The organism is Bacillus mesophilus (assembly GCF_011008845.1).
GTDB lineage: Bacteria > Bacillota > Bacilli > Bacillales > SA4 > Bacillus_BS > Bacillus_BS mesophilus.
Genome location: NZ_JAAIWM010000008.1, coordinates 1 through 26,154, shown reverse-complemented (window position 1 = coordinate 26,154; position 26,154 = coordinate 1). Strand labels below are relative to the sequence as shown.

29 protein-coding genes and 5 tRNA genes are annotated in these 26,154 nt (G+C 36.0%); 8 read left to right on the top strand and 26 right to left on the bottom strand.

The annotated features are described in order from the left end of the window. Window positions 1-186: 186 nt before the first annotated feature. Window positions 187-600 (bottom strand): CoA-binding protein, encoded by a 414-nt coding sequence (locus tag G4D63_RS17995; protein WP_163181281.1) that lies wholly within the window; start codon window positions 598-600, stop codon window positions 187-189. 67 nt (window positions 601-667) lie between these two features. Next, window positions 668-967, bottom strand: a complete 300-nt coding sequence (locus G4D63_RS17990; protein WP_163181279.1) for a hypothetical protein — start codon at window positions 965-967, stop codon at window positions 668-670. 171 nt (window positions 968-1,138) lie between these two features. On the opposite strand from G4D63_RS17990, the gene G4D63_RS17985 reads away from it, so the two are divergent. After that, window positions 1,139-1,732, top strand: coding sequence for a DUF502 domain-containing protein (locus G4D63_RS17985; protein WP_163181277.1), 594 nt, complete (start codon window positions 1,139-1,141; stop codon window positions 1,730-1,732). A 241-nt stretch (window positions 1,733-1,973) separates the two neighbouring features. Here the strand turns inward: G4D63_RS17985 and G4D63_RS17980 are convergent, their stop codons facing one another. From G4D63_RS17980 to G4D63_RS17950, 7 genes are all read right to left on the bottom strand, one after another. Further along, complete coding sequence (locus tag G4D63_RS17980; protein ID WP_163181275.1) at window positions 1,974-3,284, bottom strand: DEAD/DEAH box helicase; 1,311 nt, start codon at window positions 3,282-3,284, stop codon at window positions 1,974-1,976. 145 nt (window positions 3,285-3,429) lie between these two features. Continuing rightward, window positions 3,430-5,610: a DNA topoisomerase III gene (locus G4D63_RS17975; RefSeq protein WP_163181273.1), complete on the bottom strand. Its 2,181-nt coding sequence runs from the start codon at window positions 5,608-5,610 to the stop codon at window positions 3,430-3,432. A gap of 35 nt (window positions 5,611-5,645) precedes the next feature. Beyond that, window positions 5,646-5,822: a hypothetical protein gene (locus G4D63_RS17970; RefSeq protein WP_163181271.1), complete on the bottom strand. Its 177-nt coding sequence runs from the start codon at window positions 5,820-5,822 to the stop codon at window positions 5,646-5,648. Window positions 5,823-6,071: 249 nt separating this feature from the next. Beyond that, entirely contained in the window at window positions 6,072-8,162 is a 2,091-nt protein-coding gene (locus tag G4D63_RS17965) for a sensor histidine kinase (protein WP_163181269.1), read from the bottom strand. Next, window positions 8,140-8,832 (bottom strand): response regulator transcription factor, encoded by a 693-nt coding sequence (locus G4D63_RS17960; protein WP_163181267.1) that lies wholly within the window; start codon window positions 8,830-8,832, stop codon window positions 8,140-8,142. Before G4D63_RS17960 ends, G4D63_RS17965 begins: the two co-directional genes overlap by 23 nt. Before the next feature lie 262 nt (window positions 8,833-9,094). Next, window positions 9,095-9,607: a GNAT family N-acetyltransferase gene (locus tag G4D63_RS17955; protein ID WP_163181265.1), complete on the bottom strand. Its 513-nt coding sequence runs from the start codon at window positions 9,605-9,607 to the stop codon at window positions 9,095-9,097. Between the two features lie 137 nt (window positions 9,608-9,744). Beyond that, a complete protein-coding gene (locus G4D63_RS17950; RefSeq protein WP_163181263.1) occupies window positions 9,745-10,677 on the bottom strand; it encodes an EamA family transporter in 933 nt (310 codons plus the stop codon). Window positions 10,678-10,818: 141 nt separating this feature from the next. Here G4D63_RS17950 and G4D63_RS17945 point away from each other — a divergent pair, with 141 nt between their 5' ends. Beyond that, a complete protein-coding gene (locus G4D63_RS17945; protein ID WP_163181261.1) occupies window positions 10,819-11,994 on the top strand; it encodes an MFS transporter in 1,176 nt (391 codons plus the stop codon). A 42-nt stretch (window positions 11,995-12,036) separates the two neighbouring features. On the opposite strand, the gene G4D63_RS17940 is transcribed toward G4D63_RS17945, so the two are convergent. Together G4D63_RS17940 and G4D63_RS17935 are read right to left on the bottom strand one after the other, a co-directional pair. Next, the gene (locus G4D63_RS17940) at window positions 12,037-12,747 is read right to left on the bottom strand and encodes a class I SAM-dependent methyltransferase (protein ID WP_163181259.1); all 711 of its coding nucleotides are present in this window, start codon (window positions 12,745-12,747) and stop codon (window positions 12,037-12,039) included. Between the two features lie 53 nt (window positions 12,748-12,800). Next, a complete protein-coding gene (locus tag G4D63_RS17935) occupies window positions 12,801-13,169 on the bottom strand; it encodes a hypothetical protein (RefSeq protein WP_163181258.1) in 369 nt (122 codons plus the stop codon). A gap of 326 nt (window positions 13,170-13,495) precedes the next feature. Between G4D63_RS17935 and plsY the strand changes: the two genes are divergently transcribed. From plsY to G4D63_RS17915, 4 genes are all read left to right on the top strand, one after another. After that, entirely contained in the window at window positions 13,496-14,089 is a 594-nt protein-coding gene (gene plsY / locus G4D63_RS17930; RefSeq protein ID WP_163181256.1) for a glycerol-3-phosphate 1-O-acyltransferase PlsY, read from the top strand. A 124-nt stretch (window positions 14,090-14,213) separates the two neighbouring features. Further along, entirely contained in the window at window positions 14,214-15,029 is an 816-nt protein-coding gene (locus G4D63_RS17925; RefSeq protein WP_163181254.1) for an alpha/beta fold hydrolase, read from the top strand. A 118-nt stretch (window positions 15,030-15,147) separates the two neighbouring features. Continuing rightward, window positions 15,148-15,342, top strand: coding sequence for a hypothetical protein (locus G4D63_RS17920; protein WP_163181252.1), 195 nt, complete (start codon window positions 15,148-15,150; stop codon window positions 15,340-15,342). A gap of 171 nt (window positions 15,343-15,513) precedes the next feature. Beyond that, the gene (locus G4D63_RS17915) at window positions 15,514-16,674 is read left to right on the top strand and encodes a CapA family protein (protein WP_163181250.1); all 1,161 of its coding nucleotides are present in this window, start codon (window positions 15,514-15,516) and stop codon (window positions 16,672-16,674) included. Here G4D63_RS17915 and G4D63_RS17910 read toward each other — a convergent pair. Both G4D63_RS17910 and G4D63_RS17905 read right to left on the bottom strand, forming a co-directional pair. Continuing rightward, window positions 16,671-16,904 carry an NUDIX hydrolase gene (locus G4D63_RS17910; RefSeq protein WP_163181248.1) on the bottom strand — a complete coding sequence of 78 codons (234 nt, stop codon included), beginning with the start codon at window positions 16,902-16,904 and terminating at the stop codon, window positions 16,671-16,673. The two genes, G4D63_RS17915 and G4D63_RS17910, sit on opposite strands and share 4 nt — an antisense overlap. A gap of 81 nt (window positions 16,905-16,985) precedes the next feature. Next, a complete protein-coding gene (locus tag G4D63_RS17905; protein WP_163181246.1) occupies window positions 16,986-17,129 on the bottom strand; it encodes an NUDIX hydrolase in 144 nt (47 codons plus the stop codon). Window positions 17,130-17,215: 86 nt separating this feature from the next. Between G4D63_RS17905 and G4D63_RS17900 the strand changes: the two genes are divergently transcribed. Next, window positions 17,216-17,509 (top strand): HesB/YadR/YfhF family protein, encoded by a 294-nt coding sequence (locus G4D63_RS17900; protein WP_163181244.1) that lies wholly within the window; start codon window positions 17,216-17,218, stop codon window positions 17,507-17,509. Window positions 17,510-17,608: 99 nt separating this feature from the next. Here the strand turns inward: G4D63_RS17900 and G4D63_RS17895 are convergent, their stop codons facing one another. From G4D63_RS17895 to acnA, 8 genes are all read right to left on the bottom strand, one after another. Continuing rightward, complete coding sequence (locus G4D63_RS17895; protein WP_163181242.1) at window positions 17,609-17,923, bottom strand: hypothetical protein; 315 nt, start codon at window positions 17,921-17,923, stop codon at window positions 17,609-17,611. Next, window positions 17,923-18,348, bottom strand: coding sequence for an acyl-CoA thioesterase (locus G4D63_RS17890; RefSeq protein WP_338024009.1), 426 nt, complete (start codon window positions 18,346-18,348; stop codon window positions 17,923-17,925). The genes G4D63_RS17895 and G4D63_RS17890 overlap by 1 nt, the downstream gene beginning before the upstream one ends. Before the next feature lie 18 nt (window positions 18,349-18,366). Continuing rightward, window positions 18,367-20,673: an AAA family ATPase gene (locus G4D63_RS17885; protein ID WP_163181240.1), complete on the bottom strand. Its 2,307-nt coding sequence runs from the start codon at window positions 20,671-20,673 to the stop codon at window positions 18,367-18,369. An 89-nt stretch (window positions 20,674-20,762) separates the two neighbouring features. Continuing rightward, entirely contained in the window at window positions 20,763-20,990 is a 228-nt protein-coding gene (gene tlp / locus G4D63_RS17880) for a small acid-soluble spore protein Tlp (RefSeq protein WP_163181238.1), read from the bottom strand. A gap of 134 nt (window positions 20,991-21,124) precedes the next feature. Continuing rightward, entirely contained in the window at window positions 21,125-21,268 is a 144-nt protein-coding gene (locus tag G4D63_RS17875; protein WP_163181236.1) for an acid-soluble spore protein N, read from the bottom strand. Between the two features lie 95 nt (window positions 21,269-21,363). Beyond that, window positions 21,364-21,495 carry an FbpB family small basic protein gene (locus tag G4D63_RS17870; protein ID WP_163181234.1) on the bottom strand — a complete coding sequence of 44 codons (132 nt, stop codon included), beginning with the start codon at window positions 21,493-21,495 and terminating at the stop codon, window positions 21,364-21,366. 130 nt (window positions 21,496-21,625) lie between these two features. Further along, on the bottom strand, window positions 21,626-22,210 hold the full coding sequence (locus tag G4D63_RS17865) for a redoxin domain-containing protein (protein WP_163181232.1): 585 nt from the start codon (window positions 22,208-22,210) through the stop codon (window positions 21,626-21,628). Window positions 22,211-22,414: 204 nt separating this feature from the next. Next, window positions 22,415-25,129 (bottom strand): aconitate hydratase AcnA, encoded by a 2,715-nt coding sequence (gene acnA, locus G4D63_RS17860; RefSeq protein ID WP_163181230.1) that lies wholly within the window; start codon window positions 25,127-25,129, stop codon window positions 22,415-22,417. Between the two features lie 235 nt (window positions 25,130-25,364). Between acnA and sspO the strand changes: the two genes are divergently transcribed. After that, on the top strand, window positions 25,365-25,514 hold the full coding sequence (sspO, locus tag G4D63_RS17855) for a small acid-soluble spore protein O (protein ID WP_163181228.1): 150 nt from the start codon (window positions 25,365-25,367) through the stop codon (window positions 25,512-25,514). Between the two features lie 164 nt (window positions 25,515-25,678). Here the strand turns inward: sspO and G4D63_RS17850 are convergent. The 5 genes from G4D63_RS17850 to G4D63_RS17830 form a co-directional block, all read right to left on the bottom strand. Further along, window positions 25,679-25,750 (bottom strand) — tRNA-Glu (locus G4D63_RS17850). A gap of 14 nt (window positions 25,751-25,764) precedes the next feature. Then, window positions 25,765-25,855 (bottom strand) — tRNA-Ser (locus tag G4D63_RS17845). A 6-nt stretch (window positions 25,856-25,861) separates the two neighbouring features. Continuing rightward, window positions 25,862-25,936 (bottom strand) — tRNA-Asn (locus G4D63_RS17840). Between the two features lie 28 nt (window positions 25,937-25,964). Continuing rightward, window positions 25,965-26,041 (bottom strand) — tRNA-Ile (locus G4D63_RS17835). A 16-nt stretch (window positions 26,042-26,057) separates the two neighbouring features. Further along, a tRNA-Gly gene (locus G4D63_RS17830) sits at window positions 26,058-26,131 on the bottom strand. Window positions 26,132-26,154 lie beyond the last annotated feature (23 nt).

The window sequence follows — 26,154 nt, the reverse complement described above, 5'->3', positions numbered from 1 at the left end:
GCTATTAAAAATCAATAGCTCAAAGTTGCTATATCTGCCCCATAGGAGCTTTCCTCATTAACTGCATTGTTCATCTTCAAACGAACATCTATTCTTTATTGTACTTGTAGTTTATCATTTCGCAAACACCCTTTTTAAAAAAGATGAAAAAAACCCTTGATACATCAAGGATTTAATTAGATAAATTTATTTTGTTAAGGCATGTTCAACCTTTATGCAGCGGTTCATTATGAGTATTCTACCGCTAGACTTTAAGAGACTCTCTACTTTCTCGTTTTCAAGCCCAAGTTGTGCCCAATAGACATCTGCATCAATTTCAAGAAAGTCCTTAGCAATATCAACCAAGTATTCAGATCTTCTAAACACATTAACGATATCAATATGTCCTTCAATCTCTTTTAAAGATGAAACAGCCTTCACACCCAAGGCTTCGCTAATGTAGGGATTGACTGGTATGATTTCATAGCCTTCTCTTTGCATGGCCTCACTAACCATGTAAGAGGTTCTCTCAGGGTTATCTGAAAGTCCAACAACTGCAATACGCTTACTATTTTTCAGGATTTCACCAATTGTTTCCCTACTAGGATTCGTGAAAGTCATTCCTAGCACCCCTTTTTCCGTTTTCTTACAGTATGCTAGTTTATGTATCAATGTTCAACTTATTTGCTTATGAGTAAAGGTTTTCACAATCCTCATGTCCTCCGTAAATCATGGAAAGCATCTCAGCTGAATCATTGCTTGAAACTTCTTGGTAGTCTTTTGCAAAATGTCTTAAGCTATCACAAAATCCAACGTTGTCCTCCCCAACTCCTTCTGACCAGCTCTTAAAATTACGAAAATCTTGGACCGGGTCATAGGATTCAAACTTTGCAATGACATCAGTGTCGTTTCCTATTGTTGTAACTTCAATACCTTTGTACGTTTCTGGATTCAGTTCGTCATATTTTACACAAGCATAGAAAATCATTAGGATAGCCCCTTTCAAAATTAACTATTGATTGTGTTATATTTTGTCTTTTTAGTTGATTTATTCATCATTGTCTCCATATACTTAAATAAAAGTTCCAGCAGCTTATTTAACCTCAGGCATAGCAAATGTTCCTTGAGAAGAAGGCTTAACTTAAAGAGGAGATACAGAATGAAGTTTTTTATAAGTAATTTTGTTAAAGGTTTATTAACAATTGTACCGATTATTCTTGTGATTTACGTGGTTGTGCAGATTTTTTCTTTTTTAGATGGATTGTTAGGTAACACATTAAAACCTTTCATGGAGGAAAGTTACATACCAGGTATTGGCATCCTGGTAACGATCGCCCTTATTACCTTTCTAGGGTGGTTATCCACAAAGTTTATAGCGAAACGAATGATTGAGCTGATCGATCGTTTATTAGAAAAAATTCCATTTATCAAGACATTGTATTCAGTAATAAAGGATACTTTCCAGTCCTTTCTTGGTGAGAAAAAGTCTTTTTCTAAAGTGGCACTTGTAACAATGCCTCATACTTCAATGAAGGTCATTGGTTTTGTAACGTCAGAACAAGTAGAAAGGTTTTCGCATTCTTTACCTGATCATATAGCAGTTTATATACCCCAAACGTTTCAGGTTGCTGGGTTCACGTTTCTCATTCCAAGAGAGGATGTGCAATTCCTTGATGTTTCACCAGAAGAAGCAATGAAATTCGTCCTATCTGGTGGTGTTACTACTGCTAAAACAAAACAGCCAGGATCTTAATAGATCACTGGCTTTCTTATTTTCTATGATTGGCTTGGGCTAGTGCATTTGAATCCGGCTTCAGCGCCCAGCCAAGATGAAATTGCGACGATCTTTGCAATTTCATCCTACCTCGATGAGAAAAGAAAATGCACTTTTCCTAGGTCAAATAACCCTACATCGAGAAAAGGGAAAGAGCACCTTTTATTGATGTAGGAACATTTGCTAGTCGGGGCTAACCGGGCGCTTGCGCTTTTGTTCTTTATCTATTGTTTGATCGTCGGCCAGCTCTCTCATTTTTTCTACCTAGACCACTACTTACACTTTTGGATGCCGTTCTTCCTCCACGACGTGATGAATGATCTCCTTTTGAATGAGAACGTGAACCCGAACTAGATGCTTTAGTTGAGGTGCTGTTTCGTCTAGGACGTCCTTCTTCTTTCGAATTATCCCTCATACTAACGTGGTCAAGCTTTTCTCTTCTTTCTAAAGTCATCCCAATTTCTTTTTCAATCAGTTTTAATTGCTGAAAATCCTTTGGTGCTACAAACGTAATGGCAAGTCCTTTACTACCAGCTCTTCCAGTTCTCCCAATTCGATGGATATAACTATCCACATCCTCAGGGACATCATAATTGAATACATGCGTTACACCTTCTACATCTAATCCGCGTGAAGCCACATCTGTAGCAATTAAATATTGTATCTCTGCTTTACGAAATCGCTCCATGACTTTTTCTCGTTTAGGCTGTGACAGATCACCGTGTAGAACGTCACAATTATACCCCAACCCCTTCAAGTCATCGTAAAGTTTGTCTGCTCTTCGCTTCGTCCTACAGAAAATGACTGCTAAAAACGGACGGTGTTCATCTAAGATCTTACAAAGAGATGCTTGTTTTTGACGATCGGTGGTTTCATAAACAAGTTGCTCAATTTCCTCAAGTGTCTTATATTCATCCGCAACCTTTATCGATACCGGAAGACGCATATATTTCTTGGCTAATGATTTGACCTGATCTGTTAGAGTTGCTGAAAAAAGCATAGTTTGACGTTCAAAAGAGGTTTCTTTTATGATATCCTCGACTTCATTTATGAAGCCGATATGTAGCATTTGATCCGCTTCATCTAGCACTAACATGGAGACATTCTGAAGCTGAATCGTTTCTCGTCTAAGATGATCTAATATTCTCCCTGGTGTACCCACCACTATATGGACAGTACCCGCTAAACGCTTTAATTGTCGCTCAACATCCTGTCCACCATAAACAGCTAGTACATTGATTAAATCAGATTTATACTTTTGAAACTCATTAGTTATTTGAATAGCAAGTTCCCTTGTCGGTGCAACAATTAGAGATTGAATATACTCCTGCTCGACATTAATCTTTTCTAAAATCGGTAAAATGAATGAAATAGTTTTTCCAGTACCTGTTTGAGCTTGCGCCATAAGGTCCTTACCCGCTAAAATGTGAGGTATTGCCTCCACCTGAATAGGTGTTGGTTGTGAAATTCCGTTCTTTTTAAGTGCATGTTGTAGAGGTTCACTAACCCCTAATTTGGAAAAATCCTGCAAAGTTCTTTTCCTTCTCTCTATAGTTTGTTTACTAGATAGTGTTACCAACTAGATCGTCTTTCATTGGAAATTCAGCATGTTTTTTTGTTTAACCACGCTAAGAAACAAGAGAACCTATCATTTACATGTTAGACAATCTAATAATTTAATTACTTTCACTCGCCTTTACTTTTTCCTTATCTGCAAAGAGAAAAGTGATCTTTGAGCCCCCTTCTGTAAATTGAAGACGTGCTTCAAACTCCTTATCTCCTTTTTTAAACCCTTTCATCAAGTCTGTTTGTCCAGAACTAAGCAATTTTTTCAGTTGTGTTGTACTTAATTTTTTACCTAGAATTACTTTAGAAACAGTAAACGAGCATTTTGTATTAGAATAGTTCGAGCAACCATAAAAATTACCTTTATCTATGACAGAACCTCCACAAAGCTTGCAATCACCAACTGCTGTTCCAATTGACGCTTTGCTCGTTACTCGTTGTATACTCGATATATTTAGATCTTGGAAATTCCACTCAGAGGAAGATTCTACAGCATCTTGAATGATTCTCTCAGACATTTTCTTCGTTTGTTCCATAAACATTCCAGCGGAGGCCTTACCTTGTCCAATTTCAGACAAACGTTGCTCCCATTTGGCCGTCATCTCAGGTGAAGCTAGAATTTTATCACCGATTGCACGGATTAATACTCTTCCTTTGTCAGTAGCAAAAACTTGGTTTTTCTTTACATCAATGTACTTTCGATCTTTTAACATGGTAATGATCCCTGCTCTTGTGGCCTCAGTACCAAGCCCCTCTGTCTTCATGAGAATCTTCTCAAGCTCAGAGTCCTCGAGATGTTTTCCTGCTGTTTTCATAAGGGTGATAAGCTGTCCTTCTGTATATCTTTTCGGAGGCTGGGTTTTCCCTTCCTTTACCTTAACCTTTGTTACCTTACCGCTTTCACCTTGTTCAACGAGAGGTAGGATGACTTCCTTATCCTGGTCATCCTGAAATATTACTTTACGCCATCCCTCCTGAATTTGCTGCTTTCCTTTAGATACAAATTCCGCTCGACCTTCCACTAAGGTAGTAATCGTTGTATAATCAAAAATCGCCTTTTCATGATGTGCCGCAAGTAATTGCCTTATGACCAAATCATAAAGCTTCTGTTCATCACCTGATAGTTTTTTAGGATCAACTACCTGTTCTGTTGGAATAATCGCATAGTGGTCTGTCACCTTTTTTTCGTTCACGTAGCGTTTATTCTGTTTAATAGACGGAACTGGTAAAGGAAATAGCTCTTTATATTCGTCAAATTGACTTAGCTTTTTTAAAATTTCCGGGAATGTATCGGCTTCACCCTCAGTGATAAAGGAAGAATCAGAACGAGGATACGAAACAATTCCTTTTTGATACAATTGCTGTAAAACATCTAACGTTTTCTTTGGAGAAAACTTGTAACGTTTATTTGCTGTTGCCTGCAAAGAAGATAAGTTAAATAGATAAGGAGGCTGATACTCCTTTCTCTCCGTTTGCATTTCCTTTACAACTGCCTCTTTATTCTCGCAAAATGCAGCAATCTTTTTTGCCATTGCCTCGTCCTTAAGACGGGAATCCTGATCTTTCTGCCATTTTCCTTCATACGTTTTATCATTCATGTTAAAGGTTGCTAATACTTCCCAAAATAGCTCTGATTGAAATGCATCAATTTCATTTTCCCTTTTTACAATAAGTGCTAGAGTAGGAGTTTGGACACGGCCTGCTGAAAAGACATCCGACATTCCCTTGTTTTTTAAAAGGATACTATATACTCTAGAAGCATTCATTCCGACAACCCAGTCAGCACAAGCCCTTGTATAAGCTTCATAAAACAGATTTCGTGTTGCTTCCTCTGTTAATAGTTCTTGAAAGCCAGTATAAATTGCTTTCTTCGTTAAGGAGGATATCCATAATCGTTTCATGGGCTTTTTTATTCCAACCAGATTTACAATATTTCTTATAATTAGTTCACCTTCACGCCCCGCATCTCCAGCATGAATGATTTCAGTTACATCCTTCTTCATTAATAAACTTTTGACCACCTGAAATTGCTTATATTTAGAACGCTCAACTTCATATTGAAACTTTTCAGGTATAATTGGCAGACGCTCTAGGGACCATTTTTTCCATTCTGGCTTGTATTTTTCTGGAGCAACTAATTGGCATAGATGTCCTACAGCCCATGTCACATAAGCACCATTTTCAAAAAGTTCATTAGGATAGATTTCAATATACCCTTGATGCTTCTTTGATTTAAACGGTGATGCAAGTGTTGTTCCTTGATCTGGCTTTTCTGCGATAATTACTTTCATGTCTTACTCCTTGTATTCCTAGCTAGCTAACAGCTCTACCCCAGGTATTCTTCAATTAGCTCGTAGTTTAATTGGATTTTTAAGAAGAGTGGGTCCTGCTTATCAGATTGAGGATAAAGATGGTGGTTGTTTTCCGCTTTACTGTGAGGCACTTTATTTTTTCTATTCATGTTTTCGAAATTTTGAGTGATCTCCATGATAATTTTTTCCACTAAAACTCACTCCTATTCTACTATTATAGCATTTACGTATCATCTATATGAAGTTTAGATATAAATAATGCATTTGGATTAGGATTATTATAAATGATGTCGGCTTCTGGGTAAAACAAAGAAAATCAAAGCAGACAAGTTTGCCTACTCTGATTCTTTATTTTTTCTATATCCTGCAAATCAGAATAATATATCTCAAGAACTGTGAGTAGAGATATCTTTCCCTATTTATCAAGCTATTCTTCAAAACTACTTCTTTAATGTTACAACTGTTTTAAACAAATCTCCATCTAATTCAATATCAAGTTGACCCTCATGGTGATCCACGATGGATTTAGCGATTGCCAACCCCAAGCCTGATCCTTCTGTATGCCTAGAATCATCACCACGTTTAAAGCGCTCAAATAATTCATCAATATTTTCTTTTAGATCATACTTTGAAATATTTTTAAAGGTAATAATGATTTCGTTATTGACCTCTTCTGTCTTTATATAAACCCTAGAGTGATCGAGCGAGTATTTTAAAATATTACTAATGATATTATCAAATACTCTCCACATTTTCCCTCCATCAACCATTGTATACATTTTGGATTGGTTTGAAGAAACCTTGAAATCAAGGTTAGAATTCTTTATTTGCTCATCATACTCTCCCATAGTTTGTTTAACTAACTGAACAATATCGACTTTTTCGAGATTTAACTCAATCTCCCCACTTGCCATTTTGGAGACTTCAAATAGATCATCAATTAACACTTTCAATCGTTGTGATTTCCGGTCGATTATTTCAATATAGTTATCCCGCTCATCTTCACTAAGTCCTTTATTCTTAAGAAAACCTGTATAGTTGATGATGGAGGTTAATGGTGTTCGTAAGTCATGACTAACATTCGATATCAATTCTGTTTTAAGTCGTTCACTTTTCGCCTGAGCCTTTTGGGAGAAGCGGACTCCCTCTTTTAGTTTATTAAGATTACTAGCTAAATCTGCTAATGGACCCTTTCCCTTAACAATCAATTCCTTGCTATCGATTCCAAGAGTCATGTCTTCAGATGCTTTTAAGATTACCTGAAAATAAGCTAGTTTTTTTAATACATAAACCAATAGACATAGACCAATAAATCCAGCAAATGCAAAATAGAAGATTGGATGAGAATTATATTGAAAGAAAACAACTGACGTCCCTGTTAAGAAGGCTATGGTTAATAACAGTAAAATCTTAAACAATGGTTTATTCAGTAGCTTTCGGTCGAGAACTTCTTTTTGCTGCAAGACCCAGCTATTTTTCCATTCTTCCTTTAACGTACTACTCTTTTGATTTACTAAATAAAGTTGACCACTCCAAAGAACTAGAGTAATACCAAAAAGAAGCAATCCAGTAAAATGATCATTTATGGCATCTATAAACAGTAACAAGAAAAAAGAAGTAAACCCAAATATAAGGAATTTCAGATCAATATTAGTCTTCACATACAATGCTATAAAAGGTTTAGCCAAGATGTAAATTTGCTTTCTGACTTTAAAGGCAAGAAAAACACTGCTTAATAAAGAAATGATCCCGAGCGTAAAATTCAGGAAAAATCTTTTCTTTTCATCAATAAAATCATACATTTCCTCGATTAATAACCCGTGATAGTTTTGATCCGTTTTTGAGACCGCAATATATCCACTCATCCCCTCGGTAATAAACATACGATTAACCTCTGTTAATTGATCTGTTGATTTTGTGTGATATGGGAAGTTCTGGAAATAGTAACTTTCGTTTTCCAACTGTGTTTCATTCTTACCTTTAACGTTCGAATACACCTTTCCATCTTGATCCTCAATATAGTACTGAAAATCTCTTTGTTCTTCTTTAAATCTAGATTGGCTAAATTCCATTTCCTCTTCAAGCTGGCTGTTTTTTTCCTCTAAGATTATCTTTTCTATCTCTTCGTCTGATTTTGTGAATTCCTTTTCTAATGAAGTAATTTTTTCGTCCTGTTCCTTGATGAGTACATCCACAGCTTCTTTGTCGTTATTCTCATTACTCTCTGCGATCTTCTCCTCGTATTCTGCTAGGATGGAGGCTGTTTTCTCTGATAATTGAGAAGAGAAAAACTCTTTACGCTCTTCCACTTCAAATGAATCAACCGTAACATTTGAGCTTTGTGTTGTAAGATTAAAAAGCAGTAAGAACTCTACTACCTGATTAGCAAACTGATCTGTTTCAAAGTAGCTCCCCTTATAATGTTGAAGGGAACTATAAGAGTAGGGCATAAGCTTTGCTATGCCAAAAAAAAACAAGAACCCAATAATAACGAACATAATGAACTGTTTATTTTTCAATTTTATATCCAACTCCCCACACCACCTTCAAATATCTTGGATCTTTCGGATTAATCTCAATCTTTTCACGAATCTTTCTAATATGTACAGCTACCGTATTTTCGGCATTATAGCTTCGTTCATTCCATACCTTTTCATAGATTTCATCAATTGAAAACACTCTTGAAGGGTGGAGCATTAGTAGCTCAACTATTTTGTATTCAATTGGGGTTAGCTTTACGCATTCACCGTTAATCGTGACTTCCTTAGTTTCTTGATTTAATGTTAAGCCTCTTATGTTTATCAGCTTTTTCATTCCTTCATATTGACCGAGCTTCACGTACCTTCTTAACTGTGATTGAACTCGTGCTATTAGTTCTAAAGGGTTAAAAGGCTTTGTTATATAATCATCTGCTCCAACCTTTAAACCTAGTACCTTATCAGAATCCTCACTCTTTGCTGATAACATAATAATAGGAATGTTTCTTTCCTCTCTAATTTTGAATGTGGTTTGGATTCCATCTTGCTTTGGCATCATGATATCGATCATGATTAAATGAACATCATGATCAACCAGCAATTCAATTGCTTCCATACCATCTGAAGCTTGTAGTACATTCATCCCTTCATTCCTTAAGTAAATCTCAAGTGCATCTCTAATTTCTTTTTCATCATCTACGACTAACACAGTATAACTATTCATTCTATTCACCTGCCAATTGGAAACTATTGCTATTATAGCACTCCCCTCCTTTACTTTTGATAGTTTTATTATGAACCCCATTTCTGAAGAAAAGATTTCTATAAATCTTAAGTTTTTCTTAATTTTTATATAGTTAAAGGCACTTGTTGGAAGTAAGCAATTAAAAAAAGAGCTTATCTTCAAGCTCTTTCTTTAAGACTACTTTCTTAATTTTTTTATTTATATAATCTGTTCATACATAGATTGAAATCCTTAAACAGTATCATTTAAGATTGATTGTAAATAACCTAAGCTCTTCTTTAGCATGAGGTAGAAGAATCATCGAGTTATACTTCATCCCAATTTTTTCTAGCAAGTTAGCAGAATGCACATTTTTTTCAGTGGTAATGGCTACAAGCTTCTTCAATTCCAGGGTTTCATTTGCATATTGAAGAGTAGCAGAAGCTGCTTCAAATCCATACCCTCTTCGTTGAAATTTAGATGAAAAAGCAAATCCAATATCTATGTCTACTAAAGAATCCCGCTTAATTAGTCCGCAAATCCCCAATGGAATTTTATTTTCCTTTAGTTCAACTAAATATAGACCAAAGCCAAATTTCCTGTACATCTCCCTAAGCTCAAAAGATATATAGTTTTCAGCTTCCTCAATCGTTCTTATTTTTTTGTCTCCTATGTATTTCAGCCAGGTAGGATCATTTAATAAGTCAAGAATGAAACTTGCATCTGACAATTCTACCCATCTAAGAACCAACCTCTCTGTTTCTATTATCTTCATAAAATTCACCTTTCTTTATAGAATACTATTAAATTCTGTAGTATTTTCGGTTTTACCTCTTTCCTAAAGGGATAAAATAGAGCCTAACTAAATAGTTAGGCCCTTAACTTCTATTATCTTTAACGTGAAATTCAGACTTACTTCCCAATAGCTTTTTTCACTTGTGGCATTCTTCCTTTGTTTAAATAGCGCAACTTTATAGCACCTGTACCAAGGATGACTCCACTTATAATGAAAGTAAAACCTACGATATGTTTTGCGTGTATTTGTTCTCCTAGGAATAAGACCGATCCTACGACAGAGAAAAATGGACTTAAATTAATAAAGATAGCGGTTGTACTTGCACCAAGTTGATGGATTGCATAATTATAAACCATGTGACCTAGTCCTGTTGCAATAACAGCAGATGCAATTAAAATCCACCAAACATAACTTGGGATCTCTGTAGTGGTTATCGTTTCGGGTGATTCTGTAAAAAAGCTAATAATTAACAACATTAATGATCCAAATACTAGCATCATACCAGTCATTTGGCGAGATTCAATATTGGCTGCAAGCTTTTTAATTAGAATGAAACTAATTGCCTGTGTGATTACACCACCTAAAACAAAAAGATCACCAATGGATAAATCATTTAACCTACCATTCTCGTTCATTACAATTAAATAAACTCCGATTAAGGCCATGAAAATCCCAAGTGACTTCGTTATTGTAAGCCTTTCATTTAAGAAAATCATTGCTAAAATAGCCGTACATAAAGGAATCAAGCCTAATATCAAACCAGCATTTGTAGCAGTTGTACTCATTAGTCCAATTGCCAGACAAAGATGATGTCCCACCACGCCAACGAAGGCAGCAATTAGTAAACCAATTATATTTTTACGGGTAACTTTTCTTAAACTTTTCATAAATAACAAAATAAGAAGTACAGAAAGCCCAGCAATTAGAATTCGAGTCCCTTGCATAAAAGCAGGTGGAAAATAAGTGACCAAAATCTTTACAGCTGAAACATTAAAGCCCCATATCACCATTAACCAAAAGAGTAATTGATAAAGCAACCATTTTGACACAAAAAGACCTTCCTTCACCTGTGATAGACTACCAACAACTTTATCAACATCCTTTATACAAGTAAAGAATAATTTCTTTACAATAAATAGATAAAAGTAGTATTGTTGAAAGGTTAGTTTTTTTAGAAAGGAAGATTGATTTTGTCACATCATGTTCGTTCAACAAACGTTTTAAAAACTTTTCTGTTTTTCTTTCATGCAACAGGTTTCGTAGTAACCAGTTTCTTATCTTTATTTCTGATTGAAAAGGGAATGTCCCCTTCACAAATTGGTTGGATCTTGGCAATTGGTCCCATTGCATCTTTATTATCTGAGCCTATTGCAGGATACTTGAGTGATAAATACAAAACTGTAAAAAAAGTTATTTTATATAGTGCCATAGGTATGTTTATCTCTGGGTTAATTATGTTTCAACTTGATCAATTCCTAGCTTTTGCGATCTTTGCTTATTTTCTATTCTTTTTTATGGCCCCATTAGGAGCATTAGGTGAAAGCCTTGCCCAAAAAACTGCCGTTCAAACCGGAGTTTCATTTGGTAGTTTACGAATGTGGGGTTCACTTGGCTTTGCCATCTCTAGTGTAGCTACAGGTTATCTTCTTAATTATTTAGGTGTAGAAAATATACTAGTACCTTTTTTACTTTTTACAACGGTTTGCCTATTAAGTAGCTGGTGGCTACAGGATGTAAAGGCATCTGATAAACCTGTGCAACTTTTGGATGCATTCAAATTATTGAAAGACTTAAGATTTGTATTATTTTTACTAGTGGCATTAACAATCACCATTGCCCATAGAGCCAACGATGTATATTTGAGTGTGTTTATAAAAGAACTAAATGGTGATGAAACGATTGTGGGCTGGGCATGGTTTGTTGGAGTATCTGTAGAGGTGTTTGTGTTCGCCATTAGCCATTTATGGTTTAGAAAGTATCACGAACTGACTTTTATTATGTTTGCTGCCTTGTTATATGGCATTCGTTTTATCGGCATGTCTTTTGCTTCGAGTCCAATTGAAATATTTATCTATCAACCTTTACATGGAATCATTTTCGCCGTCTTCTTTACTGCCTCTTTCTCTTATGTGACTAAAATAGTACCCGAGCAGCTTCAGTCTACTGGGCATGTATTACTCGTTTCCGTCTTCTTTGGCTATTCAGGGATTGTTGGTGCACTAGCTGGAGGTTCAATCATCGAGGATTATGGGATCCATTTTCTATACCTTCTATTAGGGATTAGCTCACTAATCGGATTAGTCTTATTAATCTTTTATAAGCTAGTCTATCAAAGTGGAACCCAAGTAGCAGTTGATAAATCTTGAACATAAAAAAGAGCATGGTTTTAAAGCCATGCTCTTTTTTGATTATGCTTTCTTTTTACCCACAACAAGCCCTAGGGATATCCACTGCCCTTTATCTTTTGTGATCAATGTTTGTTCAGCTTCTGAAATGAGTCCCTGATCTCGGTATTTCAACCACCATTGATAGGCTTCCTTAAAATAATAACTCTCCTTAATCGCTAGTCCTTGATTAATAAATAAATTTTCATTCCATTCTAAGGTTGAAAAACACTCTTGAAATCCTAACTTAAATTCACGATCCAAATCTACTAATTCACTCGGCATCTCAACAGGTAAACACATGGGTTCAGCAATACCAATTGAAGCACCAGGCTTTGCAACGCGAATCATTTCCGATAAAGCTTTGGGGCGTTCGTCCCCTATCATCTCAAATGATCCAATACTAAAGATTGCATCAAATGAATGATCAGCAAATGGCAGATTCTGTGCTTTGATTTTTAATTGTAACACCTTGTTCTCCACACCTTGAGACGCAGCGTATAATTGAATTTCATTTGATTCAGCCCATGGTTCTAAAGTTACTACCGATACATCCCAATGTTTCGCTAGAGTTGTGGCAATTTGACCTGACCCTCCACCTACTTCTAAAATTCGCATACCTGGTTTAATGTTTAAAGCATCAACTAAAGGTAAAGCCATATCAAAAGTTGCTGGTCCCCAAGCCCTCGGTAAATCAACTTCTAAAAAAGGGTTAACATCAATCTTGTTTTCCATTCCAATTACCCCATTCTATTAATATAGACATTATTAAGGATTAGACTTTAATTTCAACGCCCGTCCGTAATACTCCCTCGTTTTATCGCCATAGAAAACATAAAAATAGAAACCATTAATAGCATCATGCTTCCTGCCCATATTAACCCTGTTACACCTAATTTTAACGATACTTCTTCAGAGGCCATTGGGTGAATTGTGCCATCCTCTAGCATGACATCAAATGATATGGTACGAATAGCAGAATAAATAGTAATGCTTAATAGTAGGAAATGTCCTATTAAATGTAAGTAGGCTCCATGTACAATTAGAGGTTTTGATCTATTTTTAAACCAGAAGAATATAGTAATTACTATAGCTAACCCTATAAATATAGTAGAGCCTGTTTTTACTAATTCAATTGTTTCCTCCTCCATTGGCATCCTTCTCAGCTCCTAACATTTTCTATTAATATAACATATTTTCCCATGATTTTATACAATACCCGGTACTTTCTGCTATATGGAGGCTTAGCTATGTTTTTTAAAATAAATTAAAACTACTATACTACTAGTAAACATCTTTGTTTAAACAACAACTAGGACAATCTTAGGTACCCTTTCTTGTTGTAGGTTTCTTATCAATTATTTGCATTATTCGCTCTCACCTCTTCCATCCTTCTCAAACTTGGGCTAAAATGAAAGAGGATTTCATATTATAGGACACTACCCGAAATACATAGACATCTCATTAAGAAAGGAGAAAGAACATGCTTATAGGAATCATAATTATCCTTGCTTATCTAATAGGTTCTATTCCATCAGGATTAATTGTTGGAAAACTTGGTTATGGGATTGATATTAGAGAACATGGAAGTGGCAATCTAGGAGGAACTAACACCTTTAGAATACTTGGGAAAAAGGCGGGTTTTATTGTTACTTTTGCAGATATCTTAAAGGGTACCTTAGCCACAGCTCTTCCTTTTTTGTTCGGTGTTGATGTTCATCCCTTACTCGTTGGTACCTTTGCTGTTATAGGTCATATGTACCCTATTTTTGCAGGCTTTAAAGGTGGAAAAGCTGTAGCAACATCCGGTGGAGTTCTCCTATTTTATAGCCCTGTCTTATTTGTAACGATGGCTTTAATATTTTTGATTCTTTTACTGATTACTAAGTACGTTTCACTTTCATCAATGCTTACTGGCCTTTATACAATTATTTATAGTCTGTTTACTAAGGATCTTCCTTTAATCATTGTAGTAAGCCTTCTAGTGGCCTTCGTTTTCTATCGACATCGGACAAACATAAAGCGAATACTTAATAAAACGGAACCCAAGGTTCATATACTGGGTAAGAAAAAATAAATAAGCTTCTCCTTCGCATCCTAATTTAGGATGCTTTTTTCTTGTCTCTCCTCAGACAGCCTAAAAGGGATTTATAGATATTTATCGAAAATATCAGATATAGATAAAATTCAAGGAGGAAAATATGAAAACGTGCCAAGTTTCTAAAGGATCTATTCATTATGAAGTTGTCGGGAGCGGTTTACCAATCTTATTTTTGCATTCAATGGGGTCAGACCATAGATCGATGAAATGGCTCGAGCCTGTTTTTCAGAAACATGAAGGATTTCAGAGAATCTATATCGATTTACCTGCACATGGACTAAGTACAATTAATAAAGACCTTAAGACTTCAGATGATATCCTATTAAACATACTAGATTTTATTGATGCAACCATACCCAACCAACCCTTCTCTCTGATTGGGATTTCATATGGTGGATATCTGGCACAAGCCATTTTACATCATAGACAGAAAAGTGTGAAGGGAATCTGCTTACTTGCTCCAGCAATCCATCTAAAAGAAAGAAATCTTCCCCAAAAGGTTGTTTACTCTAAAGATAGAGAGATGTTTAATCAAATTGATTCTGATATTAGAGTTGCATTTGAGACTTTGTTCATTCATCAACACAAAGAAAACCTGGCATATTTTTTAAATGAAATTCAACCAGGACGTCTATTAGCTAATAAAGAATTTCTTCAATCCAACTGGAGAGAACATGGATATCTGTTTACTGAAGAACCATTTAATGATGTTAGTAGCCTATCACAAGTTGCTTTGGTCATTCTAGGTAAACAAGATTCTATTTGTGGATATCAAGATCACTATTTTCTTCTTGATAAGTTTTCAAATTGCACATTTTCTATTTTAGACCAAGCAGGACATATGCTTCATATAGAGAAGCGTAGTATCGTTCAATCCTTAATAAGAGATTGGCTACCCAGAATAAATCAACACTAACATTAAAGAAATCATAGATCCTTTCCGATATTCATATTTTTTATGTTGTTTAAGGATGTTTTTTATTTTTTGGGCATACAATATTTACAATACCATCATTCCAAGAGGAGGAATTATATTGGTGAAAAAAAGAAGACAAAAGAACTTCGTATACGAAGTTGAAGTTTCGGATAACCCAAATGAAAATGAAGAATTTGCCTTAGAATTATTTGAGATGATGGAGGATTTAACGACTACATCCTCACATAAAAAAATTAATAATTTTGATGAATTACTAGAATGGAATGAGGAATATGATGGTGGGGAGTTATAATAAAAGTTCTCTTCATTAATTTTCTTGCTTTAATATTCATTAGTACAATGGAACGGAAAACACTTGACCCGTAGATAACGAAATAATTATCAGTGTATTCGAAAAAATTGATACAATTTGACGGATTTTGCATTATAGTAGAGATAGATAACAAAAAGGAGTCTATAATTTATGAATAAACGCATCTTATTTATTTCTATTTCATCCTTTGTCCTGCTATCCGTCATATTTGTTTTGTTCATTCAAAAAACTGAACCTTCCCTTGTAACAAATGACCCTATAAAAGTTCATTTAGCAAAGGAAAATAACCTTACTTCAAAAGACTTTAAAAGTTCAGCAACCATCTCTGCCGTTGGTGATATACTCATCCATAGTCTTGTATACAACGCTGCCAAGACTAACACAGGCTATGATTTTTCTCCTATGTTCTCAGAGGTCAAACCTTACCTGGAAAATGCTGACCTTACTTTCGCTAATCAAGAAACTATGATTGGTGGACAAGAACTGGGATTATCAACATATCCTCGCTTTAATAGTCCCTATGAGCTTGCCGACACTTTAAAGGATTCAGGAGTTGACATTGTGTCAATCGCCAACAATCATACTATTGATAGAGGCGTACAAGCCGTACAGAATGCTACAAATTATTATGATAAAATTGGAATGCAATATACAGGTGGCTATGCTTCTAAAGAAGATAGTCAAGTAATTAGGACAATCAAGAGAAATGGCATCAGCTTTTCTTTTCTTGCTTACACTTACGGAACGAACGGTATACCTATTCCAGAAGAGCATCCATACATCGTTAATTTAATTGATCTACCAAAGATAGCAAAGGATATAGAGCTTGCTAAAGAAATAAGTGATGTTGTCGTTGTTAGCTTACATTTTGGTAATGAATATCAGCGTATGCCTAGTGAAGAACAAAGGCAAATTGCCACAGAAGTAATCGCGGCTGGTGCAGATCTAATTCTTGGACATCATCCTCATGTACTTCAACCAATGGAATGGGTCAAAACAGAAAATGGTAATAAAGGTTTTGTAGTATACTCATTAGGAAATTTCTTATCTGGACAAAAGTCCATTTATCGTGAAATTGGTGGAATCTTTACACTTACTGTTAATAAAGAGGTTTCAAATGGAAAAAGGACAATAACCCTGCAAGATCCGTCCTTTATTTCTACCTATGTTTCTAAGTCACACCGATATAAAGTTGTTCCATTAGAAAACGCTTCTCAATATGGCCTTTCAGGAGCAACTACTATTTTTGAGGAAATTACCGCACATATGAACCAGCTTCTTCCGGAAAAGGAAATAGCCCAAGCAGACTAAGCTTGGGCTATTTGTAGAGGAAGTATTTTGTAATCAGAAATGTGTTCCTTATCATAGGTAAAAACAAATTCAACAGGAGGATCCTCACTAAGTATGTGGTGTAGGAAAATAGGTATGTTAGAGACTGTCTCTTTTGATTCCAAGATCCACTGGAACTCTTTCCATTCTAATGGACCTTCCTCACTTGCAGTAAGCTCACCGTAAAAATGATCTGCTCTGTACACATGCATCCCGCTAATACCATCCCAACTTACCACTCCTCGATATGACAGGTCTGTAATGTTTAAACCTGTTTCCTCTAATACCTCACGTTAAACAGATTGTAAAGGATTCTCTCCTATTTCTATCTTACCACCAACACCATTCCACTTATGGAGATTTGGTGACTTCATTCGATATAACATAAGTAGCTCTTCATTTTTTTTGATGAAACAAATCGTATAAGGTATTACCATCCCTACACTCCTAACTTCGAAAAGTTTGTGCATCCTTTTTAGTTTCTTTATAATGAGAGATATCTCTCTCCTGAAAGGAGCCTATAATGAAGCTAACTATAGATGATCAATCAGTAAGCTGGTATAAACATGAACTAAATCTAAATAATGGTGACTATATTCGATTTTATGTGCGTTACGGCGGACACGGCACAGTGTTGTCAGGCTTTTCCCTAGGAGTCTCAAAAGATGAACCTGAAGATATTGGTATAAGTGCAACCTCAAATGGAATTACATTTTTTGTTGAAGAAAGAGATCTTTGGTACTTTGACGGTCATCATTTAGATGTAAAATATAACGAAAAGTATTTAGAACCCGAATTTCTTTATGTAAAGGCATGAAATATCTTATAATCAATGAAGGCTCAACCAAATTGATTATTTCCTAAATACAGATCATTGAAAAACAATCAGCGGGGCTTCCCACTGATTGTTACTGTTTTAAGTCAGCTTTTTTAAACTGAACCGTTCTAGCTGTTCGAAAACCCCTTCTTTAATCAATATCTCTATTTGATGATCTCCAATTAAATCAAAATGAGGGTACTCTTCACGTTTATGTATCCATTCTGGCTTTAGTCCATACTGCCTTCCCCATTCTTTTAGTAAGCTGAGGTCAGAACATCCAGCCTTTGTCACTGTCTTAATGTTAGGGAATTTAGGATGGATCCAGTAATGTGTTATAAAAACTATACGATCCCCTTTTTGCACAAGTTCCTTCCACTTATTTAGTTCTTCACGCTTAATCCCAAAAGCCACTATTCTACTACCTTAACCTTAGCAGCTAGATAGGCTTCATGCCATTTAGGATAAGCCCTCCTAAATGATATAGGACGAAAAGAATCCTTTTTGACACAAACATGAGTTGATCGAGAAGAGACAGCCAATTCTCCATTTGGAGTTAATATTTCATATTCATATATAGACCGAAATCCATCATATTCTGAAATCCAAGTCTTTATAATTGCAGTCTCCCCGTACCTTAGCGGCTTTTTGTATGAAATTTGTATATCAAGAACAGGAGAAACAATTCCTTCAGCCTCTAGCTCCGCATAACTAAAGCCAAGATCCTTAATTAACCCTGTTCTTCCAATCTCCATCCATACCAAATAATTTGCATGATAGACAACACCCATTTGGTCTGTGTCAGCATATCTAACTTCAATCTCTCTTTTTGATATCACACCTATTTCCCCTTTCTCCTATGTACGATACGATGATAAAACCTCTTCTACATCCTTCTCATTTATAATAGAAAATTCATCTTCTGTGACATCTGATTGTTCCATAATACGTGCTGCTTGTATTTGTAATAACTCATCTACAATATTGTGGGCAAATCGACCATTACCTTCTATTTTATGGTTTTCTGTAAAATCTTTTAATAGCTGTATTGCCTCAGAGGTAAGCTCGTACTCATATTGTTTCACAGTATTTAGAATAATGTCTACCATTTCTTTAGAAGTGTAATCTGGAAAATGAAAGAACTTTTTAAAGCGGGAGTGAAGACCTGGATTACTTTTTAATAACCCGTCCATTTCTTTTGAGTAACCTGCCAATACAATGACTAAATTATCATTATGTTTAGTCATTTCATCTACAATAGTATCTATAGCTTCCTTGCTAAAATCGGTAGGAGAATTAGATAAAAGTGAATAGGCTTCATCAATAAACAAGACTCCACCAAGTGCATCTCTAATTTTCTTCTTTGTTTTTAAAGCCGTTTGCCCCACAAACCCTGCAACTAAATCTGCTCTGCTTGCTACTACTAAATGCCCACGTTTTAATAATCCAGTTTCCTTTAACATTTTCGCATAAATTTTAGCGACAGTCGTCTTTCCAGTACCTGGATTCCCACTAAATACTGCATGTAATTGAACTGGCACATTCTTATATCCTTTTTCTTTCCTTACTTGCTGCAATTGAACAAAGTGTTGAATTTTTTTCATTTCCTCTTTAATGCCTTCTAATGCAATCAATTCATTTAACATCTCATCAGGTAACTTTTCTTTGGAATCATCAATTGTAGCAAGTAGGTCCTTCTTCTCTAACAAAGTAAGATCAAAGCTATCGACACTATTGAGGTCGATAGTTGCACCTTTTTGAAAAATAGAATCAAGAACTATATTCTTTACAGTTCGAGCATTACCAAAGCTCTCATCCACTCGTTCTTTCTCGATTCTTGTCTCTAGCTCAATTAATGCTTCTTCAGTTATTAAATAATCGTTATCAATGGCTACTTTTTTGGCAATTTCAAGGAGCTCTTCATTTGTATAATCAGGTAAATGAATATGATTACTTTCAGGAAAACGACTTCGAAGACCAGGATTTGAGGATAAGAATTGCCTCATTTCTTCGGGATATCCAGCTAATATTACTGCAAACTTTCCTGCAAATTCCCCACTAGTCATCAGTGAAACAAGTGTATCAATGGCTGTTTGTCCATAATCACTTGATCCTTGACCATCTCGTTTTAAGCTATATGCTTCATCTATAAATAGAACGCCGCCTAGAGCTCGTGTGATCGCATTCTTTACGTTTTCCTCCGTTTGACCTACATATGAGCCTACCAAGTGAGAACGATCCACTTCGATTACTTCTGTCTTAGTCAACACACCTAACTCAAAATAAACTTTTGCTAACATCCTAGCTAATGAAGTCTTACCGGTACCAGGATTTCCAGTAAACACCATATTGAGACTAATTTCGTCCTTCATCGTAAAGCCTAATTCTTTTCTCCGTTTTTGATATTGGATAAAATGAGAGTGGCGATGAACTCGTTCCTTTACTTGGTTCATTCCAATCATCTGTTCTAAATCCTGTAAACTGCTTGGTCCTTTTTCCTTTTTATTACCTTCACCCGACAAGAAAACCTTCTTAATATTTTCAATTTGTTCTAAAGAAATTTTAATCTCGTCAAGATAGACCGATGTATGAAACACCCCGCTTATGGATGCATAATACTCTTCAGAAGCTTTTAACAGCTTTTCTATTTGTAGCTTTAATTCTTCTATAGCTTTCATCCATTTGTTTGCTTGTTCACCAAGCTCTTCATTATAAGATAAGAGGTTCTCTAGATTGTTCATGCTGTCTTCATAATCTTCAAGAAACAACTTACACCGACTTATATAATCTTCCGCAAGCTTTTTTTTAGTTGTTCTATTGTCCGCCTCACGAATATATGGAAAATCCAGACGGAACGGAAGTGTTTTTAATGTAGAAAAAATAATCTTAGAATGAAAGTCAATCATATCTGGACTGCTTGGATTGAGCTGTTTTGCACGTTTAAGCCAGCTAATTGCGAGATCATCTACCTCTTGCAATCTTTGTGTTCTAGATTGTGCCAATAATATCAGTAGAACAGACTCCAATTCTGGATTAGGGTTAGCTTTTAAATACTGTATATATTGAACAACTTCCCCCTCATTTTTTACAAAGCCCTGTTTTTTAACTTCATTTTGCCACCCTGTTATCATCTCTTGATCAAAAGCAATTTTTTTCTTTATCATATATTTATCACCATTTCTATCATATCACTGTCATGCATTTCATAAAAGAAAATGACCAAGCATTATCGCCTGGTCATTTTATGTAGCCATTATCTTTGGTTATTTTGGTTTGCTTCATCTTTTACTTCATTTCGAAATGCTTCTAAGCTTTCTCGGCGGCGTTCGTTTTTAGCCTCGATATCTGCACGATCTTTATCGTTTGAGACTTCCATTGTCGCTTCAGCTGCTTCCATATTTTCAATCGTATTATGAATCATTTCTTGTAATTTCTCAACATTGTCACTGCGATCATCAGGGTTAGGTCGTTGATTTGCCATTTTTTCTTCCTCCTTTATTGATAACTTGTGTACTACAAAAGTAGTGTTTCTATTTATGTTTGTGTTTATGTAATCTCATAATTTTTTTTGAATAACAATTCCCTATGTAAAAACAAGGGACTAAAAGCCCCATGTTATTCACCTTTTGTTTGAATTACTTGTGGTTGTTCACCAGACTTATCCTGATATTTCTTACCTTTGTTCCCACCAAACTCTCTTGGTTGAGTACCTATATGACTTGGCACAAAATGCTTACTATCCTTTTTTGGATTGCTCATAACATTCCCCCCTTTATCACTACTACTATTTGCTAGAATGTTAACGACTATACAAAAAAAGAAGCTGGTATGTTTACCCGCTTCTTTTTGTTTGGCTATTCAGCTTTTTCTAACCGTTTTTGTTCAATTCGATCTTCAATTCTTTCAAGTGCATCCTTATCATTAAGTAACTGCCTTTTATTTTCAAGTACTAATTCCTGAAATGAACGTTTCTTGTTCTTTCTCATATAAAGGCCCACCTTCTTTCTATTCCAGTTGTTACTTTTGTTATTCCCCAAAATAGAATGAATTATGCCAGTTTTGTGAAAATTTATTAAATAGACATACTACAAAAAAAAAACAACAGTGCCCTGTTGTTTAGTTAAGAGTATTAGCAAGCTCTTTCATTTTCTCCAAAGTAAGGGGTCCAATAAATTTATATTGAACTTCTCCTTTAGTATTAATAAAATATGAAGTTGGCAATGTTAGGACTTTATAACTTTCTCCCACTTGTCCTGTGCGATCTAATAATACAGGAAAGGAATATTCGTTTTCAGTTATATATTTCTCTACAGCTTCATCACTTTTTTCAGTATTTCTAAGGTCTACAGCCAACACCACTACATCAGGATGCTGTTCAAAAAAGTGTTGAATTTCTGGCATCTCATCCCGACATGGTGGACACCAGCTTGCCCAAAAGTTTATAAATACCTTTTTACCTTTTAGTTCAGAAAGAGTAACTTTCTCTCCTGTAAGTGTTTCTAAAGTAAAATCAGGTGCTACTTTATTAAGCAAGTCTCCTTTGTTAATAACTGTTCCAATTTTCTCATTGGGGTTGAATGGATTTGTCTGTGCATCAACAGAACTATTAACAGCTTCTTCTTTATGATTAACCCAAACTTGAGTATATACTGTATATCCTATAAGGCCAAGTAATATCCCAATTGCTAAAAATCTTTTCACTTTTCAAACCTCCAAACAGGATTCCTATAATTTAGATCGTAGTAAAATAGTAAAATCTCTAATAGCTTATTCAATGTTCGTTTACATTGTGTGTAATAAGCTTGCCCACACTATTTTATCATGGTTCTTTAAATAATCCTATCTATAGATATTTACTACCTAAACAAAAAAAGAGAGCTGCAAACATGCAGCTCTCTTTGATTATTAGTTTTCTTTTAACTTATCACGTAATACCATTTGTAGAATCCCACCATGACGGTAGTAATCAACTTCTACATCACTATCGAAACGAACAAGAACTTCAAATTCCTTCTTGTTACCAGCTTCGTCAGTAGCCGTAACCTTTGCAAGATCACGAGGCTTTACACTTTCGTCAATTTGGACTTCAATTGTTTCCTTACCAGTTAAACCAAGTACTTCTGCGCTTTCACCCTCTTTAAACTGAAGAGGAAGCACTCCCATAAATACTAAGTTACTACGGTGAATACGCTCAAAACTCTCTGCGATTACTGTTTTGATTCCTAATAGGTTTGTTCCTTTTGCTGCCCAGTCACGAGATGATCCCATTCCGTAATCTTTACCAGCAAGGACTACAAGTCCTACACCATCTTGCTTGTATTTCATACAAGCATCATAGATTGACATTACTTCTTGTGTTGGCCAGTAAGTAGTGTAACCACCCTCTGTACCAGGAGCAATTTGGTTCTTAATACGGATATTAGCAAATGTTCCTCTAGTCATAATACGGTCATTACCACGACGAGAACCATAAGAGTTAAAGTCACGTGGTGATACACCTTTTTCCTGTAGGTAACGCCCTGCTGGAGTATCCTTACCAATTGCACCAGCTGGTGAAATATGGTCAGTTGTAACTGAATCTCCAAATTTACCAACTACACGTAAGTCCCTAAGTGGCTCGACAATACCAGGTTCAGCTGATAATCCTTCAAAGAATGGAGGATTTTGAATGTATGTTGAATCCTCATCCCACTGATATAAAGCATCTTCAGTAGTTTCAATTTCATTCCAACGAGCATTATCATCAAATACTGTTTCGTATTCTTTACGGAATAAATCTGGTGTAACAGTATCCTTTACCAATTGGTTAATTTCTTCAGTTGTAGGCCAGATGTCTTTAAAGAATACATCGTTGCCATCCTGGTCCTTACCGATTACATCATTTTGAAGGTCTACATCAACAGTACCTGCAAGTGCATACGCCACAACTAGTGGTGGTGATGCAAGGTAGTTACCCTTTACAAGTGGATGAATACGTCCTTCAAAGTTTCGGTTACCAGATAGTACTGATGTTACTAACAGGTCATTCTCTGCCACAGCTTTTTCAATTTCATCTAGTAATGGACCAGAGTTACCGATACATGTTGTACAACCATAACCTACTGTATTAAAGCCTAACTTTTCTAGATAAGGCAATAACCCAGAATTCTCTAAATAAGCTGTAACAACCTTAGAACCAGGAGCTAAGGATGTTTTAACATACTTAGGAACTTCTAAACCTTTTTCAACAGCTTTTTTAGCAACAAGGCCTGAAGCAATTAATACATATGGGTTAGAAGTATTAGTACAGCTAGTGATTGCAGCAATTGCGACGGCACCTGTTTTCATTGTTGCCTCGTCACCATTGTTAAACTTAACAGTAACTTCCTTAGTCAAGTCAGTCGGTTTTAATCCAAAGCCTTGGTTTCCAGCTGGAGCTGAAAGTGCTTGATTGAAGGATTCCTTCATCATTGAAAGCGGAATTAAATCTTGAGGACGCTTAGGACCTGAAAGATTTGCTTCAATTTCAGATAGATCGATTTCAACGATATCTGTGAATACAGGCTCTTCTGCATCAGGTGTAAAGAACAAGCCATTTTCTTTTGAGTATTGTTCTACTACACTAATTAATTGCTCATCACGTCCAGTTAGACGTAAGTATGAAAGTGCTTCATCGTCAACTGGGAAGAAACCACAGGTAGCTCCGTATTCAGGTGCCATGTTGGCAATTGTTGCACGGTCAGCAAGTGGTAACTTTGCAACACCAGGACCGAAGAATTCAACAAATTTATTAACAACACCTTTTGCACGTAATACTTGAGTAACTTTTAATGCTAAGTCAGTTGCAGTTGTACCATTTGGAAGGTCTCCTACAAGCTTAACACCAATAACCTCTGGCACCGGGAAATAAGAAGGTTGTCCAAGCATTCCAGCTTCCGCCTCAATACCACCAACACCCCATCCTAATACTCCAATACCGTTAATCATAGTTGTATGTGAGTCAGTTCCAACTAAGGAATCTGGGAACGCTTCAAATTCACCGTTTTCAGCTTCAACAGCGTGAACAACGTTTGCTAAGTATTCTAAGTTAACTTGGTGAACAATTCCTGTTGCAGGAGGAACAGCACGATAGTTATCAAATGCTTTTGTTGCCCAGCTTAAGAAATTATAACGCTCTGCATTACGCTCAAACTCAAGATCCATATTGAAAGCTAATGCATCAGCAGTTCCAGCTCTGTCAACTTGTACAGAGTGGTCAATTACAAGATCTACTGGTTTTTCTGGGTTAATTTTTTGAGGGTCTCCACCTAAATCAGCCATTGCTTTTCTTAATGACGCTAAGTCAACAACTGCTGGAACCCCTGTAAAGTCCTGAAGAATTACACGAGAAGGTTTGAATGGAACGTCAACTTCCTTCAGCTCATCAGTTCCCCATTTAGCTAGGTTTTCAACGTGTTCTTTAGTAATCACACGACCGTCATATTGGCGTAAAACTGATTCTAATAAAACTTTGATTGAGTAAGGTAGACGGGTAACATTTCCAATTCCCGCATCTTCAAGGGCTTTTAAATTATAATAATTGTACTTCTTGCCATTCACCTCAAAGGATGAACGTGATTTGAATACATCGTTTGTAGCCACGAGTACTCCCCCTTTTTCATTCTTAATAACAGATAGCTTTCATATAATTCAGCAATCCTTCTTTAACTTACCTTTTTATCTTAATACAACTATATACATAAGTAAATAAAAAGAAAGTTATAGTTTGTTATAAGGATTTCTTATAAACATCATATAGTAAAGAAACATTTAGAATTTCATTACCAACATATTTTTCTCCTAGTTTACTCATTATATAACTATGGAGGTGAGTTAAATGGGAAAGCGTAAAGCGAACCACGTAATTCCAGGAATGAACGCAGCAAGTGCACAAGGAAAAGGCGCCGGCTATAATGAGGAATTTCAGAATGAGCCATTAACAGCAGAACAGAGACAAAACAATAAGAAGCGTAAGAAAAATCAATAATAAAATTGCCAAGAAAAAGAGGATTTGCCTCTTTTTCTGTTCAATTCTTTTTATGTATCTAATTAAACTCATTAGTAATGGAACTATAACCCAACTATCTTTTTGACCTTATAAGCTAAAATAAATAAAACACACTTCAACAAGTTGGAGTGTGTTTTTTAAGATGACCCATACGGGATTCGAACCCGTGTTACCGCCGTGAAAGGGCGGTGTCTTAACCGCTTGACCAATGGGCCAAAATATATGAGACTGGCGGAGAAGGAGGGATTTGAACCCTCGCGCCGCGTAAACGACCTACACCCTTAGCAGGGGCGCCTCTTCAGCCACTTGAGTACTTCCCCAAAAAATGGCTCCACCAGTAGGATTCGAACCTACGACCCTTCGGTTAACAGCCGAATGCTCTACCGCTGAGCTATGGTGGAATAAAGATTTTTTTAATAAATTACGTTATGGTGGGCCTAAATGGACTCGAACCATCGACCTCACGCTTATCAGGCGTGCGCTCTAACCAACTGAGCTATAGGCCCATGTCTAAATATCAATTGGAGCGGGTGATGAGAATCGAACTCACGACATCAGCTTGGAAGGCTGAGGTTTTACCATTAAACTACACCCGCAATTGGCTGGGCTAGCTGGATTC

Coding starts and splice junctions, on each gene's coding strand:
- G4D63_RS17995 (WP_163181281.1), bottom strand. CDS start 600: ATGACTTTCACGAATCCTAGTAGGGAAACAATTGGTGAAATCCTGAAA.
- G4D63_RS17870 (WP_163181234.1), bottom strand. CDS start 21,495: ATGAGAAAGAACAAGAAACGTTCATTTCAGGAATTAGTACTTGAAAAT.
- G4D63_RS17910 (WP_163181248.1), bottom strand. CDS start 16,904: ATGCATGTGTACAGAGCAGATCATTTTTACGGTGAGCTTACTGCAAGT.
- G4D63_RS17940 (WP_163181259.1), bottom strand. CDS start 12,747: ATGGAAAACAAGATTGATGTTAACCCTTTTTTAGAAGTTGATTTACCG.
- G4D63_RS17915 (WP_163181250.1), top strand. CDS start 15,514: ATGAATAAACGCATCTTATTTATTTCTATTTCATCCTTTGTCCTGCTA.
- tlp (WP_163181238.1), bottom strand. CDS start 20,990: ATGGCAAATCAACGACCTAACCCTGATGATCGCAGTGACAATGTTGAG.
- plsY (WP_163181256.1), top strand. CDS start 13,496: ATGCTTATAGGAATCATAATTATCCTTGCTTATCTAATAGGTTCTATT.
- G4D63_RS17990 (WP_163181279.1), bottom strand. CDS start 967: ATGATTTTCTATGCTTGTGTAAAATATGACGAACTGAATCCAGAAACG.
- G4D63_RS17885 (WP_163181240.1), bottom strand. CDS start 20,673: ATGATAAAGAAAAAAATTGCTTTTGATCAAGAGATGATAACAGGGTGG.
- G4D63_RS17875 (WP_163181236.1), bottom strand. CDS start 21,268: ATGAGCAATCCAAAAAAGGATAGTAAGCATTTTGTGCCAAGTCATATA.
- G4D63_RS17935 (WP_163181258.1), bottom strand. CDS start 13,169: ATGCCAATGGAGGAGGAAACAATTGAATTAGTAAAAACAGGCTCTACT.
- G4D63_RS17925 (WP_163181254.1), top strand. CDS start 14,214: ATGAAAACGTGCCAAGTTTCTAAAGGATCTATTCATTATGAAGTTGTC.
- G4D63_RS17900 (WP_163181244.1), top strand. CDS start 17,216: ATGAAGCTAACTATAGATGATCAATCAGTAAGCTGGTATAAACATGAA.
- G4D63_RS17905 (WP_163181246.1), bottom strand. CDS start 17,129: ATGGTAATACCTTATACGATTTGTTTCATCAAAAAAAATGAAGAGCTA.
- G4D63_RS17955 (WP_163181265.1), bottom strand. CDS start 9,607: ATGAAGATAATAGAAACAGAGAGGTTGGTTCTTAGATGGGTAGAATTG.
- G4D63_RS17960 (WP_163181267.1), bottom strand. CDS start 8,832: ATGAATAGTTATACTGTGTTAGTCGTAGATGATGAAAAAGAAATTAGA.
- G4D63_RS17985 (WP_163181277.1), top strand. CDS start 1,139: ATGAAGTTTTTTATAAGTAATTTTGTTAAAGGTTTATTAACAATTGTA.
- G4D63_RS17975 (WP_163181273.1), bottom strand. CDS start 5,610: ATGAAAGTAATTATCGCAGAAAAGCCAGATCAAGGAACAACACTTGCA.
- sspO (WP_163181228.1), top strand. CDS start 25,365: ATGGGAAAGCGTAAAGCGAACCACGTAATTCCAGGAATGAACGCAGCA.